At 70.9% G+C, this 25,566-nt stretch carries 27 protein-coding genes; 13 read left to right on the top strand and 14 right to left on the bottom strand.

Annotation, left to right across the window (positions count from 1 at the left end; translation table 11 throughout):
• The first annotated feature begins 24 nt into the window (after positions 1-24).
• Positions 25-780 (top strand): hypothetical protein, encoded by a 756-nt coding sequence (locus tag OG371_RS09505; RefSeq protein WP_329067656.1) that lies wholly within the window; start codon positions 25-27, stop codon positions 778-780.
• A gap of 283 nt (positions 781-1,063) precedes the next feature.
• Here OG371_RS09505 and OG371_RS09500 read toward each other — a convergent pair whose 3' ends face one another.
• On the bottom strand, positions 1,064-1,882 hold the full coding sequence (locus OG371_RS09500) for a FadR/GntR family transcriptional regulator (protein WP_329067654.1): 819 nt from the start codon (positions 1,880-1,882) through the stop codon (positions 1,064-1,066).
• Between the two features lie 158 nt (positions 1,883-2,040).
• On the opposite strand from OG371_RS09500, the gene OG371_RS09495 reads away from it, so the two are divergent.
• From OG371_RS09495 to OG371_RS09480, 4 genes are all read left to right on the top strand, one after another.
• Positions 2,041-2,916: a hypothetical protein gene (locus OG371_RS09495; protein WP_329067652.1), complete on the top strand. Its 876-nt coding sequence runs from the start codon at positions 2,041-2,043 to the stop codon at positions 2,914-2,916.
• A gap of 893 nt (positions 2,917-3,809) precedes the next feature.
• Positions 3,810-5,303, top strand: a complete 1,494-nt coding sequence (locus tag OG371_RS09490) for an MDR family MFS transporter (protein WP_329067650.1) — start codon at positions 3,810-3,812, stop codon at positions 5,301-5,303.
• Positions 5,245-5,670 (top strand): GlcG/HbpS family heme-binding protein, encoded by a 426-nt coding sequence (locus tag OG371_RS09485; RefSeq protein WP_329067648.1) that lies wholly within the window; start codon positions 5,245-5,247, stop codon positions 5,668-5,670. The genes OG371_RS09490 and OG371_RS09485 overlap by 59 nt, the downstream gene beginning before the upstream one ends.
• A 53-nt stretch (positions 5,671-5,723) precedes the next feature.
• Positions 5,724-7,181 (top strand): MFS transporter, encoded by a 1,458-nt coding sequence (locus tag OG371_RS09480; RefSeq protein ID WP_329067646.1) that lies wholly within the window; start codon positions 5,724-5,726, stop codon positions 7,179-7,181.
• Between the two features lie 38 nt (positions 7,182-7,219).
• Here the strand turns inward: OG371_RS09480 and OG371_RS09475 are convergent, their stop codons facing one another.
• Positions 7,220-7,666 carry a MarR family winged helix-turn-helix transcriptional regulator gene (locus tag OG371_RS09475; RefSeq protein WP_329067644.1) on the bottom strand — a complete coding sequence of 149 codons (447 nt, stop codon included), beginning with the start codon at positions 7,664-7,666 and terminating at the stop codon, positions 7,220-7,222.
• Between the two features lie 71 nt (positions 7,667-7,737).
• On the opposite strand from OG371_RS09475, the gene OG371_RS09470 reads away from it, so the two are divergent.
• Positions 7,738-8,586, top strand: a complete 849-nt coding sequence (locus OG371_RS09470) for an SDR family NAD(P)-dependent oxidoreductase (protein WP_329067642.1) — start codon at positions 7,738-7,740, stop codon at positions 8,584-8,586.
• A 41-nt stretch (positions 8,587-8,627) separates the two neighbouring features.
• Here the strand turns inward: OG371_RS09470 and OG371_RS09465 are convergent, their stop codons facing one another.
• A complete protein-coding gene (locus OG371_RS09465; protein WP_329067641.1) occupies positions 8,628-9,386 on the bottom strand; it encodes a TetR/AcrR family transcriptional regulator in 759 nt (252 codons plus the stop codon).
• On the opposite strand from OG371_RS09465, the gene OG371_RS09460 reads away from it, so the two are divergent.
• Positions 9,361-10,227: an oxidoreductase gene (locus OG371_RS09460; protein WP_329067639.1), complete on the top strand. Its 867-nt coding sequence runs from the start codon at positions 9,361-9,363 to the stop codon at positions 10,225-10,227. The genes OG371_RS09465 and OG371_RS09460 overlap by 26 nt on opposite strands.
• A 29-nt stretch (positions 10,228-10,256) precedes the next feature.
• Here OG371_RS09460 and OG371_RS09455 read toward each other — a convergent pair whose 3' ends face one another.
• Both OG371_RS09455 and OG371_RS09450 read right to left on the bottom strand, forming a co-directional pair.
• Positions 10,257-10,757 (bottom strand): VOC family protein, encoded by a 501-nt coding sequence (locus OG371_RS09455; protein WP_329067637.1) that lies wholly within the window; start codon positions 10,755-10,757, stop codon positions 10,257-10,259.
• A gap of 16 nt (positions 10,758-10,773) precedes the next feature.
• On the bottom strand, positions 10,774-11,736 hold the full coding sequence (locus OG371_RS09450) for a LysR family transcriptional regulator (RefSeq protein WP_329067635.1): 963 nt from the start codon (positions 11,734-11,736) through the stop codon (positions 10,774-10,776).
• Between the two features lie 84 nt (positions 11,737-11,820).
• On the opposite strand from OG371_RS09450, the gene OG371_RS09445 reads away from it, so the two are divergent.
• Genes OG371_RS09445 through OG371_RS09435 form a run of 3 tightly spaced genes read left to right on the top strand, consistent with a single transcriptional unit; the run spans position 11,821 to position 13,177 of the window.
• Entirely contained in the window at positions 11,821-12,432 is a 612-nt protein-coding gene (locus tag OG371_RS09445) for a hypothetical protein (RefSeq protein WP_329067633.1), read from the top strand.
• The gene (locus OG371_RS09440) at positions 12,429-12,797 is read left to right on the top strand and encodes an SgcJ/EcaC family oxidoreductase (RefSeq protein ID WP_329067631.1); all 369 of its coding nucleotides are present in this window, start codon (positions 12,429-12,431) and stop codon (positions 12,795-12,797) included. The genes OG371_RS09445 and OG371_RS09440 overlap by 4 nt, the downstream gene beginning before the upstream one ends.
• On the top strand, positions 12,797-13,177 hold the full coding sequence (locus OG371_RS09435) for a VOC family protein (protein ID WP_329067629.1): 381 nt from the start codon (positions 12,797-12,799) through the stop codon (positions 13,175-13,177). The genes OG371_RS09440 and OG371_RS09435 overlap by 1 nt, the downstream gene beginning before the upstream one ends.
• A 6-nt stretch (positions 13,178-13,183) precedes the next feature.
• Here OG371_RS09435 and OG371_RS09430 read toward each other — a convergent pair whose 3' ends face one another.
• Both OG371_RS09430 and OG371_RS09425 read right to left on the bottom strand, forming a co-directional pair.
• Positions 13,184-14,404: an adenosylhomocysteinase gene (locus OG371_RS09430; RefSeq protein WP_329067627.1), complete on the bottom strand. Its 1,221-nt coding sequence runs from the start codon at positions 14,402-14,404 to the stop codon at positions 13,184-13,186.
• A gap of 195 nt (positions 14,405-14,599) precedes the next feature.
• Positions 14,600-15,334: a DUF2786 domain-containing protein gene (locus tag OG371_RS09425; RefSeq protein ID WP_329067624.1), complete on the bottom strand. Its 735-nt coding sequence runs from the start codon at positions 15,332-15,334 to the stop codon at positions 14,600-14,602.
• 142 nt (positions 15,335-15,476) lie between these two features.
• On the opposite strand from OG371_RS09425, the gene OG371_RS09420 reads away from it, so the two are divergent.
• Positions 15,477-16,913 carry a phytoene desaturase family protein gene (locus OG371_RS09420; protein WP_329067622.1) on the top strand — a complete coding sequence of 479 codons (1,437 nt, stop codon included), beginning with the start codon at positions 15,477-15,479 and terminating at the stop codon, positions 16,911-16,913.
• 32 nt (positions 16,914-16,945) lie between these two features.
• On the opposite strand, the gene OG371_RS09415 is transcribed toward OG371_RS09420, so the two are convergent.
• The 5 genes from OG371_RS09415 to OG371_RS09395 form a co-directional block, all read right to left on the bottom strand.
• Positions 16,946-17,611, bottom strand: a complete 666-nt coding sequence (locus tag OG371_RS09415) for a response regulator transcription factor (protein WP_329067620.1) — start codon at positions 17,609-17,611, stop codon at positions 16,946-16,948.
• Positions 17,611-18,780: a sensor histidine kinase gene (locus OG371_RS09410; protein WP_329067618.1), complete on the bottom strand. Its 1,170-nt coding sequence runs from the start codon at positions 18,778-18,780 to the stop codon at positions 17,611-17,613. Before OG371_RS09410 ends, OG371_RS09415 begins: the two co-directional genes overlap by 1 nt.
• Positions 18,781-19,031: 251 nt before the next feature.
• Positions 19,032-19,595 carry a TetR/AcrR family transcriptional regulator gene (locus OG371_RS09405; RefSeq protein WP_329067615.1) on the bottom strand — a complete coding sequence of 188 codons (564 nt, stop codon included), beginning with the start codon at positions 19,593-19,595 and terminating at the stop codon, positions 19,032-19,034.
• The gene (locus tag OG371_RS09400; RefSeq protein ID WP_329067613.1) at positions 19,592-20,377 is read right to left on the bottom strand and encodes an SGNH/GDSL hydrolase family protein; all 786 of its coding nucleotides are present in this window, start codon (positions 20,375-20,377) and stop codon (positions 19,592-19,594) included. The genes OG371_RS09405 and OG371_RS09400 overlap by 4 nt, the downstream gene beginning before the upstream one ends.
• Before the next feature lie 153 nt (positions 20,378-20,530).
• Positions 20,531-20,995, bottom strand: a complete 465-nt coding sequence (locus tag OG371_RS09395) for a hypothetical protein (RefSeq protein WP_329067611.1) — start codon at positions 20,993-20,995, stop codon at positions 20,531-20,533.
• Between the two features lie 306 nt (positions 20,996-21,301).
• Between OG371_RS09395 and OG371_RS09390 the strand changes: the two genes are divergently transcribed.
• Entirely contained in the window at positions 21,302-22,060 is a 759-nt protein-coding gene (locus tag OG371_RS09390; protein ID WP_329067609.1) for a class I SAM-dependent DNA methyltransferase, read from the top strand.
• Positions 22,061-22,080: 20 nt separating this feature from the next.
• Here OG371_RS09390 and OG371_RS09385 read toward each other — a convergent pair whose 3' ends face one another.
• Entirely contained in the window at positions 22,081-23,028 is a 948-nt protein-coding gene (locus OG371_RS09385) for a HEAT repeat domain-containing protein (protein ID WP_329067607.1), read from the bottom strand.
• A 95-nt stretch (positions 23,029-23,123) separates the two neighbouring features.
• On the opposite strand from OG371_RS09385, the gene OG371_RS09380 reads away from it, so the two are divergent.
• Entirely contained in the window at positions 23,124-24,032 is a 909-nt protein-coding gene (locus OG371_RS09380; RefSeq protein WP_329067605.1) for an NAD(P)H-binding protein, read from the top strand.
• Here the strand turns inward: OG371_RS09380 and OG371_RS09375 are convergent.
• A complete protein-coding gene (locus tag OG371_RS09375) occupies positions 24,029-25,501 on the bottom strand; it encodes a helix-turn-helix domain-containing protein (RefSeq protein WP_329067603.1) in 1,473 nt (490 codons plus the stop codon). The genes OG371_RS09380 and OG371_RS09375 overlap by 4 nt on opposite strands.
• Between the last annotated feature and the right edge of the window lie 65 nt (positions 25,502-25,566).

The following is a 25,566-nucleotide window of genomic DNA, read 5'->3' as shown; positions in this document are numbered from 1 at the left end:
CAGGCCTAGGAGAGGAACGCTGTGATGAACGACTACGAACCCGCCGGCCGCCCGTCGTCGCCGCTGGCCAGCCCTGATCGGGCACGCGGGCCGCATGCGCGGCGGTCGCGGTGGGCGAAACGGGGTACGTGGGTCGCGGCCGCGGGGCTGACCGTGGCGATGGTCGGGCTCGCCGGTGCCGGCACCGCCTCGGCGGCCGAGCTTTCGCAGCCCGCCGCGTCCACGCCGGTCGGTGGTGGGCCGGCGGCTCCGCCGTCAGATGGGGGAACGACCGGGATTGTCGACTCCAAGTCGGCGTCGAGCTTCACGCTCGCGACGGCGACGGGGGTGGAGGTGACCGTCAATGAGGACTCCGCGACGACGTACCGGCTGGGGCCACTGCCGGCCCCGGCGAACGTCCTGCGGACGGGTGAAAGCGTGCTTGTGCTGGGGCTCGTCAACAGCGCGACGATCACGGCTTCGCAGGTCACCGTGCAGCCCTTCGGTGACGGCGGTGCCGCGGCCGCCCAGAAGGCCGGGGTGATCGCCTTCCAGCAGGGCGTGCCCTCGCCGGTGCAGTCGGTCGGCCAGATCCCGGATTACACCGAAGGGGAGGGGACGATCGTCAGCGGGACGGTGGCGGACAAGGCCACGACGGCTGCGCAGGCCGTGGTCCCCGGCGGGATCGTGGACCGGGTTGTGCAGCTGAGTGACGGTGAGTACGAGGTCCACAACATCAGCATCAACTGGCCGCACCACGTGTTCGTCAGCAAGGACTTCAAGGTCGTTGGCTACGAGTGATGGTTCTCGGTTGCGTGTGATTGGCGGGCGGGTGGCCCTGGCTGTGGGGTCACCCGCCCGTTGTGGGTCAGGGTCGGTTGCGCAAGTCCGCGCTGCCGCCCAGGCCAACGTGGGTGCCGAGCCAGTGGGCCGGCGAGTCCGAAATCGGTGTCCCGGGGTGTTTCGTGCCGGGGGAGGTCTCGTTCGCAAGGACTTCAGGTCGTCGGTTACGAGTGATGGTTCTCGGTTGCTAGTGATCGGCGGATGGGTGGCTCTGGTTGTGGGGTCGCCCGTCTGCCGTGGGTTATGGCCGGTTGCGCAGGTCTGTGTTGCCGCCCAGGCCCACGTGGGTGCCGAGCCAGGTGGACAGCAGGCCGGCGAGTCCGGGGTCGGTGTCGCGGAGGCGTTTCGCGCCCGGGGAGGTCTGGACTCGTTTGACCGTCTTGTAGTGGTACTCGCGGACGAGCTGGACGGCGGCCGGGCCGTCGCGTCGCTCGAGGGCGTCCACGATGTCCATCCGGGACTTGCTCAGCGAGCGGGGGACGCGGCCCCATTCCTCGGCGGATTCCTTCGACAGCTCGAGGGCGAGGCCGATCTGCATCTGGGTGATGAACCGGCACAGCGCGGCGAGCAGCGGGTTGTGCGAGATCGCGGAGAGGGTCACGAAGAAGTTCAGCAATGCGGCGGCGGAGGTCTCCGCGTCGGCGACCTTCGCCGCTTCCTCGGCGGCGGCCCGCAACCCGGCAATGTCCTCATCGGACGCTCGTTCGACGGCTTGCTCGACGGCGTAGGCGTTCAGCGCGCCCAGCAGGCCGAACACGTCGGGCGCGGTCGCCTTCTCGAACTGGACGACACTCGCGATGGACATTGCCAGCAGGGTGTCCCCGCTCGCGGTGACGGTGGTCCGGCTGCCGTTGCGGGTGCTGAGCAGGCCCATCGCGGTCAGTACCCGGACGGCTTCGCGGACAGTTGGCGCGCTGACGTCGTACTGCGCCGCCAGCTCCCGCTCCGACGGCAGCCGCGCGCCGTCCGGCAGCGCGCCGCTGAGAATCTGGGCCCGCAGGTCGTCCACGATCTGATCGGCGACCCGGCCACGGTACAGGCGTGCTGGCGGCTGCGACATGTTGCTCTCCTCGGCAGTTCTCCTGCTGATCCTACCTACTTGGTACCCAGTGTCGAGTTTGCGCGTCGGCTCGCCAGTGTTGCTTGAGCTATGGCGCTTGCTCTCAACCTACCAAGTAGGTAGCGTGGTTAAGAGGACATCCACGGAGGAGGACCGAGATGAAGATCGCGCCTTATGACGAAGACGGCTACCACATGGACCACCCGAGGGGCACGGTGTCCTTCAACTACCTGTTGATGGGCGGCGAGCCGGAGAAGCTGGAGAACTTCCGCTACATCCTGGGTCGGCAGGAAGGCGACTTCCGCATGCCGCGGCACCGGCATACGTTCGAGCAGATCCGGCTGCCGTTGGTCGGTGACATGAACCTGGGTGAGCAGGGCATCCTGCACGAAGGGGAGATCGGGTATTTCCCGGAGGGTCAGACGTACGGGCCGCAGGACGACCCACTCGGCAACCCGAAGCAGTTGCAGCTGGTGTTGCAGTTCGGCGGAGCGGCCGGCTTGGGCATGGCCGCCGCGCGAGGCCGCGGCCCGGCCGCGCAGCGCGACGGTGAGGCGCCGCGTCGTGAACGCCGTGAGATGAAGTTCCCGCGCCCGCGTTACCAGAGCGTGCTCATCATGAACCCGATCCACTTCAATTGGCTGCCGGTGGCCGGAGCGCCGGGCGTCGAGCGGAAGTTCTTCGGCTCGTTCACCGAGCGCGCCTTCTGGATCGAGCACGTCAAGGTCGGTTCCGGCGCCCGCTGGACCTCGACCGTCAGTGAGGGGCGGCGGCTGATGGTCGCGCTGTCCGGAGCGGCCACTGTGGACGGAACGTCGATCGGCAAGCTGGCTGCTCTGCAGGTCGAGGCGGGCGAGACGTTGGAGGTCGACGCTACTGAGGAGATGGTGCTTTTCGTCGTGGGCCTCCCGCCGGTCCAGATGCCCGCCATCCCCTCCGACCAGTTCGACATCGTCACCAGCGACGGCGGCATCGAGTTCGAGACCCCGCGCAAACGAGCGGCCCGAGATGCCGCGGAGAAAGCCCCGGCTTGATCTGGTGCCCGCCACTCACGGACCCGCTCGGAATCAGGCCGGCGAGCCGACCGCGGGTTGACCTGAACTCGCTACCCATGGACCAGTTCGGGATCGGGTGGTGCGGGCGACGGCTTGACCTGGACCGCGCTACCCGCGGACCAGTCTGGGATCGGGCGGTGCGGGCGACGGCTTGACCTGGACCGCGCCACCCGTGGACCGTTCGGGATCGGGCCGCATGAGCTACAGCTTGACCCGAAACCGGCCGACTGGCTCGGCATCGGGCCGCCGAGCAGACCGCGGCGTGATCCGGAACCCGAACCCGCCGTTCGTGGATCGGTTCGGGATGTGGCCGAGCGGGTTGCGGTTTGACCCGAAACCCGCCGATCGGCTCGGGATCGAGCCGATCAGGTCACAGCTTGATCCGGGACCCGCTGCCCGCCAAGTAGTTCGGGATCGGGCCGCGGCTCGATCTGGAACTTGCCGTCGGTGGATCGGCTTGGGATCGGTTCGAGCGGGCGACTGCCGACCTGAACCCGCCGTTCGCGGAACGGATCGGGAGGTGCGGGCGGCAGCCTGATCTGGAACTCACCAGCCGTGGATCAGCTTGGGATCGGGCCGCGCAGGCCGCGGCTTGACCTGAATCCCGCCGCGCGGGCCAGGGCTTGGCCTGGGACTTGCCGTTCGTCGGCCGGGCAGGGCCGGGTCGAGCGGGCCGGGGCTTGATCCGGAACTCGTTTGTTCGTGGACTGGCTCGGATCGGGCCGAGCACAGCTTGACCTGAAAAGCCACAGCCCGCGGCCCACCTACCGCCCACCGAACAGTCCACAGCCTGGCTCGAAACCCACCGCCCACCCAGCAGTCCACAGTCCGACCCGAAACCCGCCGCCCACCGACGAGCTCGGAGGTGACCCATGACCAGACCCGCCCGAAGGATCCGCGAAACCGTCAGCGCGCCCGCCGCGGTGGCCGTGGTCTACGTCGCCGTCATGTTCTTGTCCACTATGGACTCCACGATCGTCAACGTGGCGCTCCCGACCATCGGCCGGAGCTTCGCAGTCCCGTCCACCGCGGTTGACTCGGTGTCCATCGCCTACCTGGTCAGCCTGGCAGTGTTCGTCCCCGCGTCCGGCTGGCTGGGGGATCGGTTCGGTGGCAAGCGCACGCTGCTGACCGCGATCACGGTGTTCACCATCGCCTCCGCATTGTGCGGCACCGCGTCCAGCCTCGGGCAACTCGTTCTGTTCCGGGTGATGCAAGGCGTGGGCGGCGGGCTGCTCACCTCGGTCGGGATGGCCATGCTCATGCGGGCTTACCCGCCGCGGCAACGGGTTCGGGTGTCCGCCCTCATCACGCTGGCGACGGGAGTCGCGCCGGCCGTGGGGCCGGTGCTCGGCGGGTTGCTCGTCACCGAGCAGTCCTGGCGGGCGGTGTTCTCGGTGAACGTGCCGATCGGCGTCGCCGCGCTGGTGTTCGGGGCGGTGTTCCTGCGGCGGGACGATCAGCATCGGCCCGGTGAGTTCGACACCGCCGGGTTCCTGCTCGCCGCGGCCGGGCTCGGGCTGGTGATGTACGGCGTTTCGGTCGGACCTCGCGACGGCTGGGCCTCGCCCGGAGTGCTCGCCTCCGTGGCCGCCGGGGCGGTACTGCTGGTCGTCTTGGTCGTGCTGGAGCTTCGCCGGAACGCGCCGCTCGTGGACGTCCGGCTGCTGCTGCACCGGCTGTTCGGCAACGCCACCGCCATCATGGCGATCGAGTCCGTGACGTTCCTCGGCACGCTCTACACGATCTCACTGTACTTTCAGGACGGTCGCGGGATGTCCGCGCTCGAGTCCGGCCTGAGCACGTTCCCGGAAGCGCTCGGCGTGATCGCGGGCTCCCAGCTCGGCAGCCGCTGGCTGTACCGCCGGCTCGGGCCGCGCCGGCACCTGATGGCCGGGATCGCCGGGACCAGCCTGTTCATCGCGGTGCTCGGACTGCTCGGCACCGGCACGAACCTCTGGGCGCTACGGCTCGTGCTGTTCGGGATGGGACTGGCGGTCGGGCAGGTTTTCGTGGCCGGCCAGGCGGTTGCGTTCGCCGACATCTCGGCCGCCGACTCCGGCCGGGCGTCCACTTTGTTCAACGTCGGCCGACGGCTCGGCGGCGCGCTCGGAGTCGCCGTGGCCACCACCGTGCTCGTGCTGGCCGGTGCGCCGGACGGTGACCACACCGCGGCTTCGGCCTATCACCTGGCCTTTTTCGTGGCCGCCGCGTTCAACCTGCTCGGTCTGCTGTCCGCCCGCGCGCTGCGGCCGGGCGACGCGTCGAACACCATTTCCGTGCCCCATAAGAAAAAGAAAGGCAATCATGCTGTCCTTGAACCAAGCCTCGGAGATCGTCGACTCGGCCCTGAACAAGGCGCGTGAGCTCGGCCTGCGCCCGTTGACCGTCACCGTGCTCGACCCCGGCGGTCACCCCATCGTGGTCAAGCGCGAGGACGGCGCCGGCATCCTGCGCCCGCAGATCGCGCACGCGAAGGCGTGGGGCTGCCTCGGCACCGGGCACGGCGGCGCGGCCGGAGCCCGGCACGCCACCCGCGACCCGGCGTTTTTCGCCGCACTGGCCGCGATTTCGGAAGGCCGCATCGCGTCCTCACGCGGCGGCCTGCTGATCCGCGACGCCGAGGGCACCCTGCTGGGCGCGGTCGGGGTGAGCGGCGATCGCCCGGAGAACGACGAGACCGCCGCCGTCGCCGGGGTGGAGAAGGCCGGTCTGGTCGCCGACGCCGGCTGAAGCTCCCGCCACGAATCCACTGCCGCATTCGACGCGAGAAACGTTGGTGTCCCATGAAGGAGAACCCGGCCGACGACCGTCCCGAATCCCCGGCCCGGCGCCGGCTCGCCCTGGTGATCTGCCTGGTGGCCAGCTTCATGACGCTGTTCGACGTCAGCGTCGTCACCATCGCGCTGCCTTCGATGGAGCGCTCCCTGAGCCTGAGCCCGGCCGAGGTCACCTGGGTCCTCGCCGGTTACGCGCTGGCGTTCGGCCTCACCCTGATCCCGGCCGGGCGGCTCGGCGACGAACACGGCCGCCGCACCCTGTTCCTGATCGGGCTCGCGCTGTTCGCGGTGACCGGGGTGATCTGCGCGGTGGCGCCGAACGCCGTGGTCCTGATCGTCGGACGGCTGCTGCGCGGCGTCTCGGCGGGCATCCTCGCGCCGCAGGTAATCGCGTTGCTGCAACAGATGTACCCGAAGCAGACGCGTGGCCGGGCGTTCGGCTACTACGGCGCGACGACCGGGCTGTCCACCGCGCTCGGCCCGCTGCTCGGCGGGGTGATCCTGCAGGCCTTCGGCCCGGCGACGGGCTGGCGGTGGATCTTCTGGCTCTCGATTCCCATCCTGCTCGTCGCGCTGGCCGTCGGCTTCAGGGTGCTGCCGGCCGACCGGCGCGGCCCCGCTCACCGGCTCGACTTCACCGGCGTTGTGCTGCTGGCGCTGGGCCTGCTCGCGGTCATGCTGCCGCTGTTGCAGGAGACCGGGCCGGACGCACATCCGCGGTTCTGGCTGTTCGCCGTGGGCGCGGTGTTCCTCATGCTGTTCGTGCTCTGGCAACGCCGCCTCGCCGCGCGGGAGGCCCGGCCGCTGGTGCACCTGAAAGTGCTGCGCATCCGCAGCTACGCGGTCGGCACCGGGATCGCCACCGCCTTCTACACCGGTTTCACCAGCATCTTCCTGATCCTCACCCTGTTCCTGCAGCAGGGCCTGAAGTACTCGCCGCTGCACGCGGCGTTGACCACGCTGATCTTCACGATCTCGTCGGCGGGCACGGCCGTGCTCAGCGGGCGCCTGGTGCACCGGTTCGGCCGTCCGCTGGTGGTGCTGGGCACCGGGATCGCCACGGCCGGACTGATCGTGACGGCGCTGGTCGCGCACGTCTCGACCGTGGCGAGCGCTCCGCTGGCCCTCGCCGTTCCGCTGCTGATCGCGGGCGCGGGCTGCGGGCTGGTCATCTCCGCGAACCAGACGCTCACCCTCGTCGACATCACCCGCGGCACGGCCGGAGTCGCCGCGGGCGTTTACGAAACCGGCGTGCGCATCGGCACGGCGCTGGGCACCGCGATCGCCGGCGCGCTGTTCTTCGGCACGCTGGCGAGCACACACGGGGACTATCACGCCGCGGTGGCTGTCGGCCTGATCAGTCCGGCGGCGTTGGTGGGACTGGCTTTCCTGATCGGGCTGACCGACCTCGTGCGGCCGGTGCGCACCACCGTCGAGCCCCGGGAAGCGATGGGCGCCGGATAAGGGCACCGCCGGAGTCAGGCATCGGCGACGTGCAGGACTCACTTGAGCCGCGTCGCCTGTGCAGTGGTGACGTCGATCAGGGCGAGGGTCTCCGCCAGGTCCGCCAACCGGTCCCGACCCAGGCGGTGGAAGATCCGCCGCAGGATCTCGCCGCCGGCGGACTCGCCGGCGGCCAGCGCACGAGTGCCCTCCTCTGTCGCGGTCACCACCTTGGCGCGCCGGTCTCCGGCATCCGGCGACCGGCGCACCAGGCCGTCCCGTTCCATGCCCTCGACGGCCTGGGTGATCGAACGCGCGGCCAGCCCCAGCTCCGCCGCCAGCTGCGCCTGTTTGACCGGACCACGCCGGGCGAGCACCTGCAGGATCTTCGTCCGGGACAGCGACAACCCGCTCCTGGCCAGGTGTTCGTCCACCGCCCGGCGCACCTGGGCGGACGTCGTCAGGTAGTGCAAGCCGACCTCATCGGCGCGGCGGCTCGTGCCCATGATCACCCCTGTCTTTGTGAAGTACCTCAGCATTGGCGTACAGTTGAGGTGCCTCACGATATAGGAGCGTCATGACCACAGCCGTCATCACCGGCGCGACACACGGCCTCGGCAGGCTCGTCGCGCTCGAACTCGCTCGCCGCGGTTTGAGCCTGGGGATCGTCGCGCGCAGCTCCGCCAAGATCGACAGTCTGCGCGCCGAGGTCGAGCAGACCGCACCGGGCACCATCGTCGATGCCTTCGTTGCCGACCTGTCCTCATTGGACGAAGTTCGCCGCATAGGCAGGGCCATCGAGACGCGCTACGACCGGATCGGCGTGTTGATCAACAACGTCGGCGTGCACGCCTTCAGCCAGCGCATCACCCAGGACGGTCTCGCTGAGATGACCGCGGTGAACTACCTTGCCCCCTGGGGCCTGACCACTGCGTTACGCGACCTGCTCATCGCCTCGGCCCCGGCGCGAGTCGTCACAGTCGCGTCCGAAGCGGCACGACACGCCGGCAGCATCGACCCGGCGCGCGATCTCACGTTCACCGGCGACTACACCCGTCGCGAATCCGCCACTCACTACGGCCGCACCAAGCTGATGGACATCATGTTCAGCCAGGAACTCGCACGACGACTCGCCGGAACGGGCGTGACGGCGAACTGCTGCGACCCCGGCTTCAACACGACCGGTCTCGGGCGCGAGCTGCCGTTCGCCGGGCTGCTGGAAAAGACCCTGCGTGGCTTGCGCGTCGGCGATCCCGCCCGCGGGGCCTCCATCATCGTGCGGCTTGCGACCGACCCGGCCTTCGCCACCCGCACGGGTGGCTACTTCTCGGTCAAGGACGCCAAACCCTTACTCTGCCCCGAACCCGGCCGCAGCGAGACCGTCCGACGCGAACTGTGGGAAGCGACGGAGAAGCTCCTCGCCTGACTCGCCATCGACGTGACGGTGGCCGGGCATCCGAAGGGTGCTCAGCCTGAATCGGCGCCGGACTGCGGTTCCGTCGCGGGCGGACGGGCGCCGCGGAGGAATTGCTCGACCGCGGTTTCCACGAGGCCGTCCAGCAGTTCCGGATTGACGAAGCCGCCGTTGATGATCGACGCGATGCCCTGGAGCGTCGCGAACAGCACGATCCCGATCTGCTCAGGGGCGCACGTCTGGAGCGCGCCCTCCTCCTGCCCCTGAAGGATCAGCTCGCCCATCAACCTGAACGGTGCTTCGGCCGCTTCGACGATCTGCGTCGCCCCCGGCCGGTGCTTGCTGGTGTACATCAGCTCGAGGAGTGCGGCGTTCTCGGTGGCGAAGCGGGTGTAGGCCGTCATCGTGGTTCGCACGCGCGCGGGGAAGTCTTCGCCCGCGCTGGCCAGCGCGGTGCGCAGCGTGGTGTCCAGCCGCTCGAACCCGGCCACGGCGAGCGCGTCGAGCAGCGCCTGACGGTCGGGGAAATGCCGGCGCGGCGCGGCGTGGCTGACGCCGATCTCCCGGGCCAGGTCACGCAGCGACAGCTGGTCCGCGCCGCTCTCCCGCAGGCCGCGCTCGGCCGCGTCGAGCAGCGCGGTCCGGAGATTGCCGTGGTGATAGGGCCGGTCGTCGATCGGTGGGGGCACGGTCACACGATAGCCGAACATGTTTCCGTTGACAACATAGTTGACACCGCCTACTTTGTTGCTTGTGACTACATTCAGTGTTTCGGACCTTCCTTCGATGACCGGCCGCACCGTCGTCGTCACGGGCGCGAACAGCGGGATCGGCCGCGTGGCGGCGCGTGAGCTGGCGGCCAAGGGCGCCCGCGTGGTGCTGGCCGTGCGAAATCCCGACAAGGGCCGCGAGGCCGCCGCGACGATGACCGGTCAGGTCGAGGTCGCGCGGCTCGACCTCGCCGACCAGTCCTCGATCCGCGCGTTCGCCGAGCGCTTCACCGACCCCATCGACCTGCTGATCAACAACGCGGGGGTGATGATCCCGCCGTTCTCCCGCACGGCCGACGGCTTCGAATTGCAGTTCGGGACCAACCACCTCGGGCACTTCGCGCTGACGAACCTGCTCCTGCCGCAGATCACCGGACGCGTCGTCACGGTCTCGTCCAACGGGCACAAGCTCGGCGCGATCGACTTCGACGACCTGAACTGGGACAAGCGGTCCTACCGGGCGATGACGGCGTACGCCCAGTCCAAGCTGGCCAACCTGCTGTTCACCTCGGAACTCCAGCGACGGCTCACCGAAGCCGGCTCGACGGTGATCGCGACCGCCGCGCACCCCGGCGCGGCCGCCACCAACCTGCTGCGGCCCGGGGACCGGGGACGCGTGAGCCACTTCGTGCAGAAGACGCTGGTCAGCCTCGTCTCACAAAGCGAAGAAGCCGGCGCCCTGCCGACGCTGTACGCGGCCGTCGCGGATATCCCGGGCAACAGTTACGCCGGTCCGCGGGGCTTCCTGGAGGGACGCGGCGCGCCGGAACTGGTCGGCCGCTCGAAGCGGGCGCAGGACGCCGAGGTGGCCCGTCGGTTGTGGGAGGTCTCGGAAAAGCTGACAGGGGTCGGGTTTCCGCGGGAAGCCCTGCACGCCGTCTGACGCCTTGTGTCCGATGTGGAGGGTGAGCTTCAGTCGGGCAGCCCCGAGCGGGCGCAGGCGCCCAGGGTCTGCTCGCCGTATGCGGTGATGTCGGCGTCCAGGTCGAGGGGGCCGTTGTGGGCCCGGGCCTCGGGGGTGATCAGGTCGTGCGGGACGAGCCAGCAGACCTCGAACTCGAGGCCGTCCGGGTCCTTGGCGTAGAGGGCCTTCGTGGTGCCGTGGTCGGTGGAGCCGACCAGGGCGCCGGCGGCGGTGAGAGCCTTGGCGTACGCGCGCAGGTCGCCGAGGGTGGGGACCTCCCAGGCCAGGTGGTACAGGCCGACCTCGCCGTGGCCCGCGCGGCTGTCGGCGGCGTCGCCGATCTGGAACAGGCCGAGGTCGTGGTCGTTCGCCGACTCCGGGGCCCGCAGGAAAGCCGACTTCGGGGAGCTGTGCACCACCCGGAAACCGAGCACGCCGACGTAGAAGTCCGTGCTGCGGGCCGCGTCCCGGACCCAGAGGACGGCGTGGTTCATACCGCGGATCGGCACGGGCACTCCTTCGGTTTCACGGCAGGGCGAACGAGGACCCCTCGTGGTGCCACCAGTTCCGGTAGAACGCCGAGTCCTCCACCAGCGCGAGGTACCCCGCCTCGATCTTGGCACACAGCTCGTCCACCAGCGAGGCCACCGGCGAGTCCGCGCGCCAGGCGAGCAGCAGCTCGCGGTACAGCGGCGTGCCGGTGAGCGAGAGCGTCGCGAGGCCGGTGCGCGCGGTGCCGATCGGATAGAGCAGGCAGATCCCGCGGCCCTCGGCGGTGAGCGAGAACGCCACGTGCGCCTCGTTGGTCAGGTGCGTGATGCGCTGGTCGAAACCGGCGGCCGCGCAGGTGCGGGCGAAGTACTCGTTCATCCCGCTGTCGTCCGGGTCCGGCATCACCCATTTCTCGCCGGCCAGCTCCGCGAGCGCGATTTCCCCGCGTGGCGCCAAATCGTGGTGCTCGGAAACGCCGATGAAAAACGGCTCGCGCAGCAGCAGCCGATGCTCGACGCCCGGTGGGGGCGGCACCGGGAAACCCGGGAACTGCCGCAGCACGGCCACGTCCAGCTCGCCCGAGCCCAGCAGGGCGGTCAACGAGCCGGTCTCGCGGATCGTCCGGCTGGTCACCTCGCGCCGCGGCAGCGTGGCGGTGAGCGTGTTGACCAGCAGGCTGAACTGCTGCGCCGGAATGCCGCCGACCTTGACCGGCGCGCCCGCCTCGTGCTGCGCGTTGAGCCGCGCCGAGCGTTGCAGGGAATCGAAATGGCGTAACAGGTTCTGCGCGTCGCGGACCAGCTCGGTGCCCGTGTGCGTGGGGAGCACGCCCTCGGCGGAGCGCACGAACAGCGGGCCGCCGAGCAGCTGCTCGATGCGTTTGAGCTGCGTGGTCACCGCCGGCTGGGTCAGGTGCAGGCGTGCGGCGGCCCGGCGGAGGCTGCCCGCTTCGGCGATCGCCAGAACCAGTTCGAGATGCCGGATCTCCAGGCGCATGACGGCACATTATCGCCGAATGCAATAGGGCCGTTCGGAGTGACGATCATGGATCGCCGGCCGGGGCGCGGATACGTTCCCGGCGTGACGTCCACCGCGCCCGTACCGCTGATCGGGAAGACCGCACTTCCGGTGCTGTTCTCCGACGACGTCCTGCGGCAGTTCCTCGACGCCGCGGCCGTCGAATACGCGTTCATCACCCCGGAAGAGCCCAGACCCTGTTTCGGGGTACTGCTCGGTGTCCTCGCCGAAGACGAGCTGCTGGTCACGGACATCGCGTTCGGCCGCAACGTCCGCGGCACCGACCCCGCCGCTCGCGCCGAATTCGCGGACACGATCGTCCCGCGATTCGGCTCGGCGTACGAGAACGAGGTGCGCGCCTGGTGGCTGGCGCCGGCGGACCTGTTGCGCATCACGCGCGAGGCGGACGCGCGCGGACTCGACGTGCTCGGCTCGATCCACCTGCACCCGGACTGGCACCGGCTCGGCCCGGAGTGCGAGCGCGGGCGGCCGCTGAGCGAGCGTCCGACGCCGATGGACTCCTACGTCTTCCGCAGCACGGGCTGGCCGCTGAACGTCGTCTGTTACCTGGAGCGCCGGCACGGCGGCTTCTACTACACGCTCGCCGCGTGGGACGGCGATTGCTCGCCGCTGCCGCTGCGCGTGCACACCCCGGCCGGGAAGGAGATCGCGTGAGCGACGAGCAGATCCGAGACCTGTGGCGGACGATGACGCTCGGCTGGGCGGAGGGCGACGCTTCGCTGTTCGCCTCCGTCTTCGCCGAAGACGTCGACTTCGTGACGGTGCGAGGCGAAGAGCTTTCCGGCCGAGCCGCCGTCGAAGCAGGCCACTCGCGCCTCTTCGCGACGGCCTACCGCGACACGACGTTACGCGCGACGGTCGGCCTGATCCGCCCGCTCGCCGCCGGGCTTTCCCTGGTGCACGCGACGTCCACCATCGCCCCCATGGGCGCCACCACCCACGCCCAAGCCGTGGTGCGGCTCAACGGTTCGGCGTCGATCACCGCCTTCCACAACATGATCCCGAAGGGAACCTCCTGATGACCCGGCCCCGCTTGCGCCACCTCGCGTTTGTCGTCCAGGACGCCAAGCAGATGGCCGAGTTCTACTGCGCGCAGTTCGGCATGGACCTGTTCCACACCGACCCCGACGGCAGCCACTTCGTCACCGACGGGTACCTGAACCTGGCCCTGATCCAGCAGCAACTGGACGGCGACGTGCCCACGGGCTTCAACCACTTCGGCTTCCAGGTCGCGGAAGTGGCGCCGATCGCCGAGCGGCTGAGCGGCGAGGGGCTCCCGCGCCCGGTGCTGCGGGGCGGGGATCGGCCGTTCGCGGAGTACCGGGCGATCGATCCGGAGGGGAACTGGTTCGACCTGTCGGCGCACGGGTTTTTGCCGCCGGGGGTGGAACAGGGCTGAGGCCGGCTATTTCAGCAGCGCCACCAGGTCGGTGGCGATGCGGTGCTCGACCGGGGCCGGGACGGATTGGACGGTGGGTGCCAGGCCACCCGCGGCGACGGCGGCCAGGCAGCGGGCCTGGAGGGTCAGGCCTAGGTCCATGGCCTGGATCGAGTTGCCGTTGGCGGCTGTCAGGTTGAGCATCCGGCCCTCGTCGAGCAGCACCAGCTCGCGGCCGTCGTCGAGGACGTAGCCGGTGCGGCGGGACGGGGCGCCGTACTCGACCGTGCGGACGGTGCGGGCGGCAAGCGCCGCGCGGTCGATCTCCCACGCGAAGTGGCCGACGCCGGCCAGCACGGCGCCGTCGGGCAGGGTGGCCAGCTCCTCGGCGCCGAGCACGTTCGCGTGGCCGGTGGCGGTGAAGACGAGCCGCGCGTCGGACACGATCTCGGCGGCGGTGCCGACGCGGTGCCCGTTCAGGATCGCCTCCAGCGCGCGCATCGGGTCGGTGTCGCAGACCGAAACCCGCGCCCCGAGCCGGCTCAACGTGTCGGCGACGCCCTTGCCACACGGGCCGTAGCCGAGCACGGCGGCGCGCAGCCCGGGCACCATCAGGTTGGTGGCGTTGAGGAATCCCTGCACCACACTCTGACCGACGCCGAACTCGTTCTCCACCAGCAGCTTCAGCCGCGAATCGTTGATCACGACCACCGGCGACGCGTGCTCGGCCGCCTCTCGCAGGCGGATTCCGCCGGTGGTCGTCTCCTCGGTGCCACCGAGATAACCGGCCGGAGCACCCGATTCGAGCAGCGACAGCGTCAGGTCGCCGCCGTTGTCCAGCGTGAGGTCCGGCTCGCATTCGAGCACCCGCTCGACGTTGCGCCGATGGTCCGCCTCGCCGTCCGCGCGCCGGGTGAAGACGGTGACGCCCAGCTCCCGCAGAGAGTCGGCGACGTCGTCGTGCGTCGTGCCCGGCGAACCGGTGAGACTGACCTCGACGCCCGCGCGCACCAGCAGCGTCACCAGCGCGGCGGTCTTCGGCTCGACGTGCAGGCACATGGCCAGCCGCTTCCCGGCGAGCACCGGGGCCAGCTCGCCGACCGCCTGGGCGGTGAGGGGCATGTGCTTCAGCGCCCAGGCGGTGGCGGGATTCCGGGGCTGGGCCGGCTGTTGGGGCAGGGCAGCGTTTCCAGGCAGGGCAGGGTTTTCGGGCAGGGCAGGGTTTTCGGGCAGGACGGAGTCGGGCATGACGGGATTCCTTTTCCACGGGCTGGCGGGTGAACGGGAGGGCGCGTCGGCCACCGTCAGCCGTAGAAGTCACACCGGAAGGAGTGGTCGCCGAAGATCGGCGTCACGAGTTCCTGCCGGGGGAAGCACACCCCGGCAGGATACCCCGGCCGCGGCCCGGCCCTGACCGTTATCCGTGGGAGGGCAGGGAACTCCTCAGCGCACCGGCAATGCCTGCCTCCTCCGGCCGAGGGCGGCGGGGTCGAGGTTGGCGCGGGTGCCGGCCTGGTGGCCGTCGCGGTAGCCGGAGCCGGTGAGGCGGCGGGGGGCGGCTGAGCGCAGGCCGCCGTATTCCTGGTCGAAGGCGCTTTGGACGACGGCCGTGCGGTCGCGGATCACCAGTTCCGCCGAGCGTTGGCCGGGGTCGGACGGCTGGTGGTCGCGGGCTGCGTTCTCCTCGGCGTGGATCAGGCGTTCGTGGACGGCGCGGGCGAAGCCGTGCAGCCAGGTGCGGCGGTAGGCGGCCAGCGATTCGCGGAACACGCGGCCGTCCGGGCGGACGCGGGTCAGCTGGGTGCTCGCCTGCAGCAGCAGGCTGGTGAACAGCAGCTCGACCCGGGACAGGTCGGAGCGGAACCCGAACACGGTGACGGCGACGACGCTTTGGCCTTCCCGGTGCAGCAGCGTGCGGCAGCGCAACGGGTACGCGACGTTCGTGAGCAGGCTCGCCTTGTCGCGGCTGTACGGGTTGTCGATCGGGATCTTGAGCACGGTGAGGTCGTCGGCGCTGCGGCCCGCGGCGGCGAGCATCGCGTTGTCGATCCCGTACCGGGCGATCAGCTCGGCGGCCTTGGTGTTGTACAGCTCGGCTTCGGCCTCGGTGACGGCCGGGTCCTCCGCCTTGGCGAGCAGCTTGCGGATGCGCTCCAGCTGCGTGTCGTGGTCGGGCATGATCCCCCTCTCCTGCTGGGCCGGGCCTGGGCGGCCGGCATGGGGTACAAGGTAGGCGCGGGGTACGACAATATTCGATCAGATGTTCGGACGTCGTCCGGGGCGGCCGCGTGTCGGCGCTGTCCGCCCTAGGATCTACGCCGTGACCGATGCCGTTGTGGTCGGGTCCGGGCCGAACGGCCTGGCCGCCGCCGTGCTGCTGGCCAGGGCCGGGCTGTCCGTGGAAGTGCACGAGGCGGCGGCGGAGCTGGGCGGGGGCGCGCGGTCGGCGCGGCTGTTCGACGCCGACGTGGTGCACGACGTCTGCTCCGCGGTGCACCCGATGGCCGTCGCTTCGCCGTTCTTCCGCGGCTTCGACCTGGCGGCGCACGGCGTCGAGATGTGCCAGCCCGAAATCGCGTACGGCCATCCCGTGGACGAGCGCCGTACGGGGCTCGCGTACGCGGACCTCGACCGCACCTGCGAACGCCTCGGCCCGGACGGCGCGCGCTGGCGCAGGCTGATGGCCCCGCTCGTCGAGCACAGCCGCGAGGTAACCGGCCTGCTCCTGGACGACCTGCGCCACCTGCCGTCGCCCGGTCCGGCGGCGCTGTTGCCACCGCGGGTGCTGGCGCTGCAGGCGGACCTGTTCCGCGGGCCGGAGGCGTCCGCGCTGCTCGCGGGCGTCGCGGCGCACACGACCGGACGGCTGCCGTCGCTGGTCGGCGGCGGGACCGCGGTGCTGCTCGGGCACCTCGCGCACGCCACCGGCTGGCCCGTCCCGCGCGGCGGCACGCAGGTGCTCGTCGAGGCACTCGCCGCGGACCTGCGCGCGCACGGCGGCCGCATCCACACCACCAGCCGCGTCACCGATCTTCGCCAGCTTGCCCACGCGCGCGCGGTGCTGCTCGACGTTTCCCCGCGCGGCTTGCTCGACATCGCGGGTGCGTACGCGCCGGCGGGCTACCGGCGCGCGCTGGAGAAGGTGCGTTACGGCCCGGGCGCGGCGAAGGTCGACTTCCTCGTTTCGGAGCCGATTCCTTGGCGGGAAAGGGAACTGGCGAAGGCCGGCACCATCCACATCGGAGGCACGCGCGCCGAGGTGCACGCCGCGGAGAACGCCGTGGCGTCCGGGCGCCGCGCGGCCGAGCCGTTTGTGCTCGTCGCCCAGCCGATGGTCGCCGACCCTTCGCGCGGCCTGCCGCACAAGCAGCCGATCTGGGCGTACACCCATGTGCCGCATGGAGATCCGCTAGACGCCACCGACGTCGTCCGCCGCCGGATCGAGCGGTTCGCACCCGGTTTCGGCGACACGATTCTCGCGTCGCGGGCGATCCCGGCGAGTAAACTCGAGGCCTACAACGCGAATTACGTCGGCGGTGACATTTCCGCGGCGGCGGTGACGCTTCGCCAGGTGGTCGGGCGGCCGGTGCTGCGCTGGAACACTTACCGGACTCCGCTGGGCGGCGTTTACCTCTGTTCCGGCGCGACACCGCCGGGCCCGGGTGTGCACGGGATGGCGGGACTGCATGCGGCGAAAGCCGTGCTGCGTAAGGAGTTCGGCATCGACGAGCTGCCGGTGGGCTGGGTGGGGTCGTGAGTGTTCATGACGGTTAGAACCGGCATGAACACTCACGACCCCTGACGGCGGGGCCGGACGAGTCCGGTCTCGTAAGCCACGACCACGGCCTGCGCGCGGCTGGAGATGCCGAGCTTCGTCATCAGCCGGTTGAGGTGTGTCTTCACGGTTGCCTCGCTGACGCGCAGCTGGGCGGCGATGTCCGTGTTCGTCGCGCCAGTGCCCACGAAACGCAGCACCTCCGCCTCACGCTCAGTCAAGCAGGACAGCGTAGGTCCGGGCCCATCCGGTGGCGTGCGCGTGAACGCCTCCACCAGGCGACGGGTGACGGTCGGGCCGAAGAGCATGTCGCCGCGCGCGACCGCGTGGATGCCCGCGATCAGCGTGTCCGGCGGGCTGTCCTTCAGCAGGAAGCCGGACGCTCCAGCGCGCAGCGCCGTGTACACGTACTCGTCGAGGTCGAAGACGGTCAGGATCAGCACTCGCGGCTTCTCGGCGCCGGCCGCGGCGAGGATCCGCGCGGTGGCTGTGACGCCGTCGAGGCCGGGGAGGCGGATGTCCATCAGGATCACGTCGGGCTTGAGCTGCAGCGCTTTCTCGACCGCTTCCAGCCCGTCCCTCGCCTCGCCGGCGACGTCGATGCCCGGGACGGCGCCCAGCAGCGCGGCGAAGCCGGCGCGGACCAGGTCCTGGTCGTCCACCACGAGCACACTGGTCACTACGGCTCTCCCGCGCTCCGGCCGGGGTTGGGGTACGGCAGGGTCAGCTCGATCCCGAACCCCGCGGGCTCGCGCGGGCCGATCTCGATCACGCCACCGTACATACGTGCGCGCTCCCGCATGCCGACCAGCCCGTGCCCGGCGTGGTTCGCGCGGGGCGGGGCGCCGCCGCCGGAGTCGACGACCCGCAGGCGCAGGCCGTCGGCGCCGTAGTCCAGCGTGACCTCGGCCGACGCGTCGCCGGCGTGCTTGATGACGTTCGTCAGCGCCTCCTGCGCCACCCGGTACGCGCAGAGCTGCTGGCCGGGCGGCAGCGACCGCGGCGCGCCCGTGATGCACAGGTCCGCGCTGAGGCCCGCGTCGCGCAGCCGGCCGACCAGCGCGGGCAGGTCGGCGAGCCCGGGTTGCGGACGGTACTCGCCCGGCTCGTGCCGCGGCGGCCGCAGCACGCTGAGCAGGCGGCGAAGCTCGTCGAGGGCCTCGGTGGTGGTGCCGGTGATGGTGTCGAGCGCGCCGCGTGCGGTGTCCGGCGCCGACTCGAAGACGTACCGCGCGAGGTTCGCCTGCACGGAAATCACCGAAAGATGGTGCGACACCACGTCGTGCAGCTCGCGCGCGATCCGGATGCGCTCCTCGACCACGGCCTGCCGGGCCTCCAGCTCGACCTCGCGCTCGGCCCGCTCGGCGCGCTCCGCCGTGGCGCGCAGGCGGTTCGCGCGGATGTACACGGAGTGTCCGATGAGGACAGTCGCGGCGGCTTGCAGCAGCGCGAGCACCGTGTCGGGCAGCGGGCGGGAGGCACCGCCGGCGATCATCGTGGCCTCGTACCCGAGCAGCGCGAGCATGGTCGGCGGCCAAGCCTGACGGGCCGGGTAACGCGCCCACACCGTGTACGCGGCGATGAGGATGCCCGGCTCGCCGAGCGTGGCGCGGAAACCGCACAGGTAGAAGGCGCCCACCAGGACGACAACGGCCAGCAGCGAGCCGACCGGGCAACGGCGGCGCACCAGGAGCGGGACGGCTCCGGCGGCGGCCAGCGCCAGGCCGAACGCGCCCGGCCGGTCGCCCAGCTCGCCGCCGCGCACGGCCGCGCCCGCCACCAGCAAGACCCCGACCACGACCGCGAGCGTGCTGTCCAGGAGCACCGGCCGTGCTCGCACGCCACGCATCACTTGTTCCCCGAACCCCAGCACATCCGCGAAGTTACCCGGCCCGTAGCGGGAAAACCCAATTCGCTACCACCGTGGTGGTAGGTCACCGCGCCGCGTACCGCCAAGGTTTACCCGCGTCTGCGGCCTCAGGCGGATTCGGCGGGCGCGCGGCCCGGATAACGTCTCCCCCGAATGGTCACCCATTCCCGTTGCTTGGCGGAGAGCGCGTCCAGGACCTGGGGAGGAGCCCGGCCGCTCTTCGCCGAGCGTCAGCCCAAGTACGCGTCGAGCGTCACCGCGAGTGCTGATTCCGGCGAAGGCGCGAAGCTCGCCCCGGCCAGCCCGCCCCACAGCCACAACTGCGCCAGCCCGTGCAACGCCGCCCAGAGCGAAGCCGCGACGAGCCGTGAGTCCGTTCCTTCGCGGAGGCGCTCGTCCTTCGCCACTTCACGGTCTTCGTGGACCAGCGTGGCGAAGAAGTCGAAGACGATGCTGCTCGCGCTGGCCAGGCCGGGCTCTTCCGGGTCGGTCAGATCGCGGCGGAACATCAGCTCGAACATCGCCGGGTTGCTCAGCGCGAAGTCGACGTACGCGTGGCAGGCGGCCGTGAGGCGCTCTCGCGGCGTGCCGTCGGGGAGCTGGGAGCCGCGTTCGAGCAGCTGCGTGAAGCCCCGCGTCGCGACGACGGACAACAGCTCGGCGCGTCCGGCGAAATGACGCAGCGGCGCGCCGTGGGAGACGCCCGCCGCTTTCGCGATGCCGCGCAACGTCACCGCTTCCACGCCGGCGTCGGTGAGCAGGGCGGTGGCGGTGCTGATCAGCCGTTGTCTCACAGCTGCGCCTCGCTGAACGCCACCGGCAGCAGGTCCGGGCGCTTGGGCAGGAAGCCGTCGCCGGGCGAGCGCCCGATGAGACGGTTGCGCAGCCGCGTGACGCCGACCGGCAGCACCTCCTTGCACAGCCAGAGCAGGTCTTCGCGGACGCTCGAGCGCGCGGGCAGACCGGGCAGCGGGCGGAGCCAGTCGCCGTCGTGGCCGATGCCGAGGCGGTTGAGCACGTGCCCGGCGACGCGGAGGTGGCCGGTCTCGGACAGGTGCAGGCGGTCCGGGCCGAAGTAGCGGGCGTCGTGCGCGGCCTGGTCGGGCCAGAGGTCCACGAGCTGGGCGCCGTAGCTGACCGAGGCCTCGCGGATGGCGTCGTTCAGCGCGGTGACGCGGGGGCGCATGCGGGTGCCGAGCGGCATGCGGTGCGAGATGTCGCTGAGGGTGAACGTGATGACGGTGGGGGCGATCCGGGTGCAGTGGCGGATGGCGGCGTCGACGCGACGTGCGACCGTGCGCGCGTCCCAGCCGCGGCTCATCACGTCGTTGCCGCCGCCGAACAGCGCGATCAGGTCCGGCTCCAGCCGCTCGGCGGTGGGCAGCTGCTCGGCCGTGATCTGGTCGAGCCGCCGCCCGCGCACGGCGAGGTTGGCGTACCGGAAACCGGGCTCGTGCCGGGCGAGCCGCCCGGCGACGAAGTCGGCCCAGCCCCGGTACTGGCTGTGGTCGGGGTACGGGTCGTCGAGCCCCTCGGCACAGCTGTCGCCGACGGCGACGAATCTCTGGAAGCCCATGTCGAATCTCCGTAACCCCTGGTTCACCTTGTAGACACTGTCTATCAAACTTGTGTAGACGCTGTCTACGTGGGGTGGGTCGCTCAGGGGTGCGGAGATGCCGGGGTCCGGAACTGCTTGCCGGAGCGCGTCCGGCCGGTTCAGCAGGCCGACTCAGTAGGCCGACTCGGCCACGGAGTCGATCCGGTCCGCGGCGTTGACGTGCATGTGGGCGTAGAAGGCGCCGTTGTAGTGCCCGATCACGCTTTCCATGATGTTGTCGGCGGTGCAGGAGATCGGCGGGCAGGTCTCGAACGGGAACCCGCCGGGGTCGATGGACGTCACCTTCGCCCCGGAGGCCATCGGCAGCTCGTGCACGGCCGGGTCGCTCGGGTCGGGCACCAGGTGTGCGCCGGGGGACGCGGGGTCTTGCACCACCTTCTGGAACTCGACCAGCTTGTTCTTCGCGTCGTATCCGACGAACACCACGTCGGCGGTGGTGTTCGGGAACTTCAGCTCCGCGGAGGCGGCCTTCGCCCGCGTGCCCGGCGCGGCCGGTTTGGCCGCGGTGGCCGGCGAGGACCCGCTCGAGACCGCCGGGGCGACGCTGTTCGCGGTGGGCGCCGCGAGGGTCGGCACGGTTTGGCTCGGGGTAGCGGGCGCGGAGGCCGTGGGCTGAGCCCCTCCTTGGCAGGCCGCTGAAGCGAGCCCGAGCACCGTGGCGGTGGCGGCGAAGGTCAGGGTGCGTCTGGTGCGAAGCGACCAGGTTTTCATGATTTCCCCCAGAGTTGATGTGGTGACCCCTTTGCTGAAGAAGACGCCGGCACCGCGGCGAGGTTGGCCTCGCGATCGCTTCGTGACCTGGGGCGACGCGGAATCCATTGGACAGCAGGGGTCGAAAAATGGGATGAGGCGCGCATGGTCGCGGGCGTAGCGTCGCCGACCGTGATCAGTGAGGACGACCCGGCGGACGGCTGGTTCCCCGAGAGCGTGGCCGCGGGCTACGACGAGCCGGGCGGCGCGAACGCGCCCGAGGTGGTGACGCGCGCGGTGGACGTCCTCGAAGGACTGGCCGACGGCCCGGTCCTCGAGTTCGCCGTCGGCACCGGGCGGATCGCCGCGCCGTTGGCCGCTCGCGGGGTGGCGGTGCGCGGCATCGAGCTGAGCCGGGCGATGGCCGCCCGGCTCGCGGGCAAGCCGGGCGGCGACGCGGTCGAGGTCACGATCGGCGACATGACGGCAACGCGGGTGGCCGGGCAGTTCTCGTTGGCCTACTTGGTGTTCAACACGATCAGCAACGTGACCACCCAGGACGGGCAGGTCGACGTCTTCCGCAACGCGGCCGCGCACCTGCGGCCGGGCGGGCTGTTCCTGATCGAGGTGGGCGTGCCGGACCTGCGCCGCCTGCCGCCCGGGCAGGACACCGTCCCGTTCACGGTGGCGCCCGGGGCGGGCTACGTCGGGTTCGACCAGTACGACGTCGTCACGCAGGAGTTCACCTCGAACCACGTCACCGTGTCGCCGGACGGGGCGGGGCGGTTCCGCCGCATCCCCTTCCGGTACGCCTGGCCGGCCGAGCTGGACCTGATGGCGCGTATCGCCGGGATGCGCCTGAAGCACCGCTGGGCGGACTGGGACCGCTCGGACTTCACCGCCGAAAGCACCAAACACGTGTCGGTCTGGGAGAAGACCCCGAGCGCGTAGGGGCGCGCCACAGCCGGCCTTCACCCGGCTTGGCTGTCCCGCTTGCCGGTGAGGGTGTCGATCGCTTCCTCGATGCGGCGGCAATCCAGGTCGCGCAAGCGTTTGCTGACGTCGGACTCGGCGGGTTCGGACTGGCGGCGGGCCAGCGCCTCGCGCATCGGCGGCACGGCTCGCGGGTCGCCGATCTTCGCCAGTGAGTACGCCGCGAGGTTGCCGATCAGGCTGTTGCGGGGCAGGAGTCCCAGCAGGAAGCCGACCGCGCGCGGGTCGCCGAGTTCGCCGAGTGCGACCACCGCGGCGGAGGCTTCCTTCAGATCGGGATCACGGCGGACGAACGCGATCAGCGGGTCCAGCGCCCGGGCGTCGCCGATTCGGCCCAGCGCGCGGACGGCCTCCTCGGCGGCGACGGGATCGTCGAGCAAGCCCAGCAACGGATCCACGGCGGCGGTCGCCTGTAACCGGCCCAGGAACCGGACGGCCTGCACCCGGGTGCCGGCGTCGTCGAGCGCTGCCAGCAACCGTGCCGTGTCCTGGTGCTCGTAGCACAACGCCAGGTCCGGCTTGCGTCCCCGCGGCGGCTTGCGGGCCAGGCGGTCGTACGCGGCGGCCAGCGCGAGAGCGTCCCGGCGCGCCGCACCGGCGGTGGCGATTTTCCTCGGCGCGGCCAGATAGTCGAGGTACGGCGTGTAGGCCTCGCCGTAGATCAACGTGGCAGTCCGGAAATGCCGGCCGTATTTGGCTTCGATGGCCCGGGCCCGGCGAGCTGTCTTCTCGGCGGCCTGGTGCATCCACTCGGCGATCTCCCGCAGGTGGCCGGCGATCTCCGTGGGCGTCAGGCTGCCGTCGTCGGCCCCCAGCTCGCGCGCGGACTGCTCGCCCTGAGCCGGGGGCCGGCTGCCGAATTCGATGACGGCCGCGAGCACCCGTTCGATCCGGCGCCGGCGCCGGCGTCGTCCCCAGCGGGTCATCGCGCCTCCAGATGGTGGGCGGTAAGCGTAAACGCCGGGTTGCGGGACGGGTCCCGGAACACCGGACCGGCCGGGAGTCCGGAAAGATCTTCGGCATGAAGATCCTGGTGGTAGGCGGAAGCGGGTTGCTGGGGCACCACGTGCTGGAGCAGCTGCGGCTTCGCGGGCACGAGGCGACCACAGTGGCGCGTACGCCGCGCGAAGGCGTCGACCGTGTCCTCGACGTCACGACGGCTTCCGAAGAAGAGCTGCGAGAGCTGCTTGCGGGCCACGACGGTGTGATGTTCGCAGGCGGCATGGACGACCGCGCGGTCGGTAAGGGACCCGTCGCGCCGAGGCTGTACGAGGGGAACGTCGCGCCAGTGGTGGCGCTGCTGCGCGCGGCCCGTGCAGCGGGTTGTACGCGGGCCGCGGTGCTGGCGTCGTATTACACGTACTTCGACCGCGTACACCCTGAGTGGGGGTTGGCCGCGAAGCACCCGTACGTGCGCAGCCGCAACGAGCAGGCGCGAATCGGACGCGAAACGGCGGGCCCGGACTTGCCGGTGGCGATCATCGAGGTGCCGTTTGTCTTCGGGGTCGCGCCCGGGCGGGTGCCGGAATGGTCGGTGCCGCTGGTGAAGTGGGTCCGGTCTTCGTCACCGTTGTTCGCGCCCGCGGGCGGCAGCGCGGCGACGAGCGCGCGCGGCGTCGGCATCGTGACCGTCGAGGCGCTGGAAGACGCGTCTGGCGCGGACATCCCGGTGGTGGAGGAAAACCTGCACTGGAAGGACATGATCACGCGGATGGCCGGCGCGGCGGGCCGCCCCCGGGCGGTGCGCACGATCCCCGCTGCCGTCGTCACGGCGATGTTCCGCCTCGGCGGTCTTGTCAACCGGGTGACCGGCAAGCATCCCGGGCTCACCATCGAGCATCTGGACGGGCTGTTCTTGCGTGAGCTGTTCGTCGAGCCGCCGGTGCCCCGCTCCGTCGACGAAGCCATCCGCGAGACCGCGAAGGCCTAACGCAACCGGGTCCGGTGTGTCCTAGCCGCGGCCAGGCGCGGGTCGTCGGCGGGCAGCCGGGTGCAGAGGGCTTCGAGGATCTCGCGGTCGTCCGCGCCGCAGGAGGTCTCCCAGAACGACCACAGCACCGCCGGGTCCGGGCTGTTCAGGGCCAGCTGGCGGACCTGGGCGGTCAGCGCCTCGCGTTCCTCCAGGATCGCCGGGGCCTCCGATTCCGACAGCAGCGGGCCGTGGAACGCCTCGACGGCGTCGGCCGCCGAGCCGCGGCGCAACGCGGTGCGGATGCGCAGGAAGTCCGCGTCGACGTCGGCGGCCAGCCGGTACGGGCGGGTCTGCACCACGCCCGTGCCGAGTTGCGTGCGCAGGCGGTGGATCTCCGCGCGGACGGTGACCGGGTTGCCGTTCTCGCCGTAGAGCTGCAAGGCCAGGCGTTCCGCGGACAGCCCGCGCGGGTGCAGTGCGAGCAGGGTGAGGATTTCCGCGTGCCGCAAGGTGAACGGGACCTCGCGACCGTCCACAGTGGTCGATCCGGCGCCGTCGGTGAGGAATTCCAGCCGCAGTCGGCGGCGGTGGGCCGGGCCGGAGGTGGCCAGGCGCAGCAGGAAACCGTCGTCCAGCGGGTCGACCACGGCGATCCGGCCGTCCGGCAGCGTCACCGTGCCGCCGCCGCGGCGTACCTCCACAGTGGACGGAAGGGTGCAGGACTCCGCGGCCAGCACCCGTCCGCCCGCCGAAAGCAGGGCGCCGGGACGGCCGCGCAACGCGTCCAGGTGCCGCATGTTCGTGCGCCGCACCTTCTCGTCGCGCACCGCCAGGTGGGCGCGCAGCTGGCCCTCCGCGAGCTGGGCCGTGGCGGTGACCAGCGCGAGCATCGCCGGGTGCACGGTGCGCAGCGGCCCGCTGACGTCGATCGACCCCAGCAGCATCCCGGTCTCCGGGTCCCGCACCGGCGCCGCCGCGCAGGTCCACGCGTGATAGCGGGCGACCAGGTGCTCGGCCGAGTAGATCTGCACCGGCTCGCCGGTCGCCAGCGTGGTGCCCATCGCGTTGGTGCCGATGGCCTCCTCGCTCCAGCGCGTGCCCTCCGTGAGCGCCACGCGGTCCGCGCGCAGCAGGACGCCGGACGCGCCTTCGCGCCAGAGGATCAGGCCCTCGGCGTCGGTCACGATCATCATGTGCTCGGCGTCGTCGGCGATGCTCACCAACGTCTGGCGCAGCAGCGGCAGGACCGGCGCGAGCGGGTGCTCCTCGCGCAGATCGGTCATTTCGGCCGGCTCGTACACCAGCGGGGCCTCACCCGAATCCGGGTCGACGTGCGCGGCCAGCGAGCGCTGCCAGGAATCGGAAACCACCGAGCGCGGCGAGCGCGGGGCCGGGACGCCGGACAGCACGGCCTCGCGGACGTGTTTGAGCAGCCGCGCGTACGACTCCGGATCGCGCAGCAATTCGGGCTCGGGCAGCTCCGCCACGTTTCCCAGGGTAGAGAGCCAGCTCACAGCCGCGCAACGTCCGTGCAACGTAGCCCGGCCTAGCG

Origin of the sequence: Amycolatopsis sp. NBC_01480, assembly GCF_036227205.1 — a bacterium.
Classification (GTDB): Bacteria; Actinomycetota; Actinomycetes; order Mycobacteriales; family Pseudonocardiaceae; genus Amycolatopsis.
The sequence above is the reverse complement of the archived record's forward strand: the minus strand, read 5'-3'. Positions and strand labels throughout refer to the sequence as shown.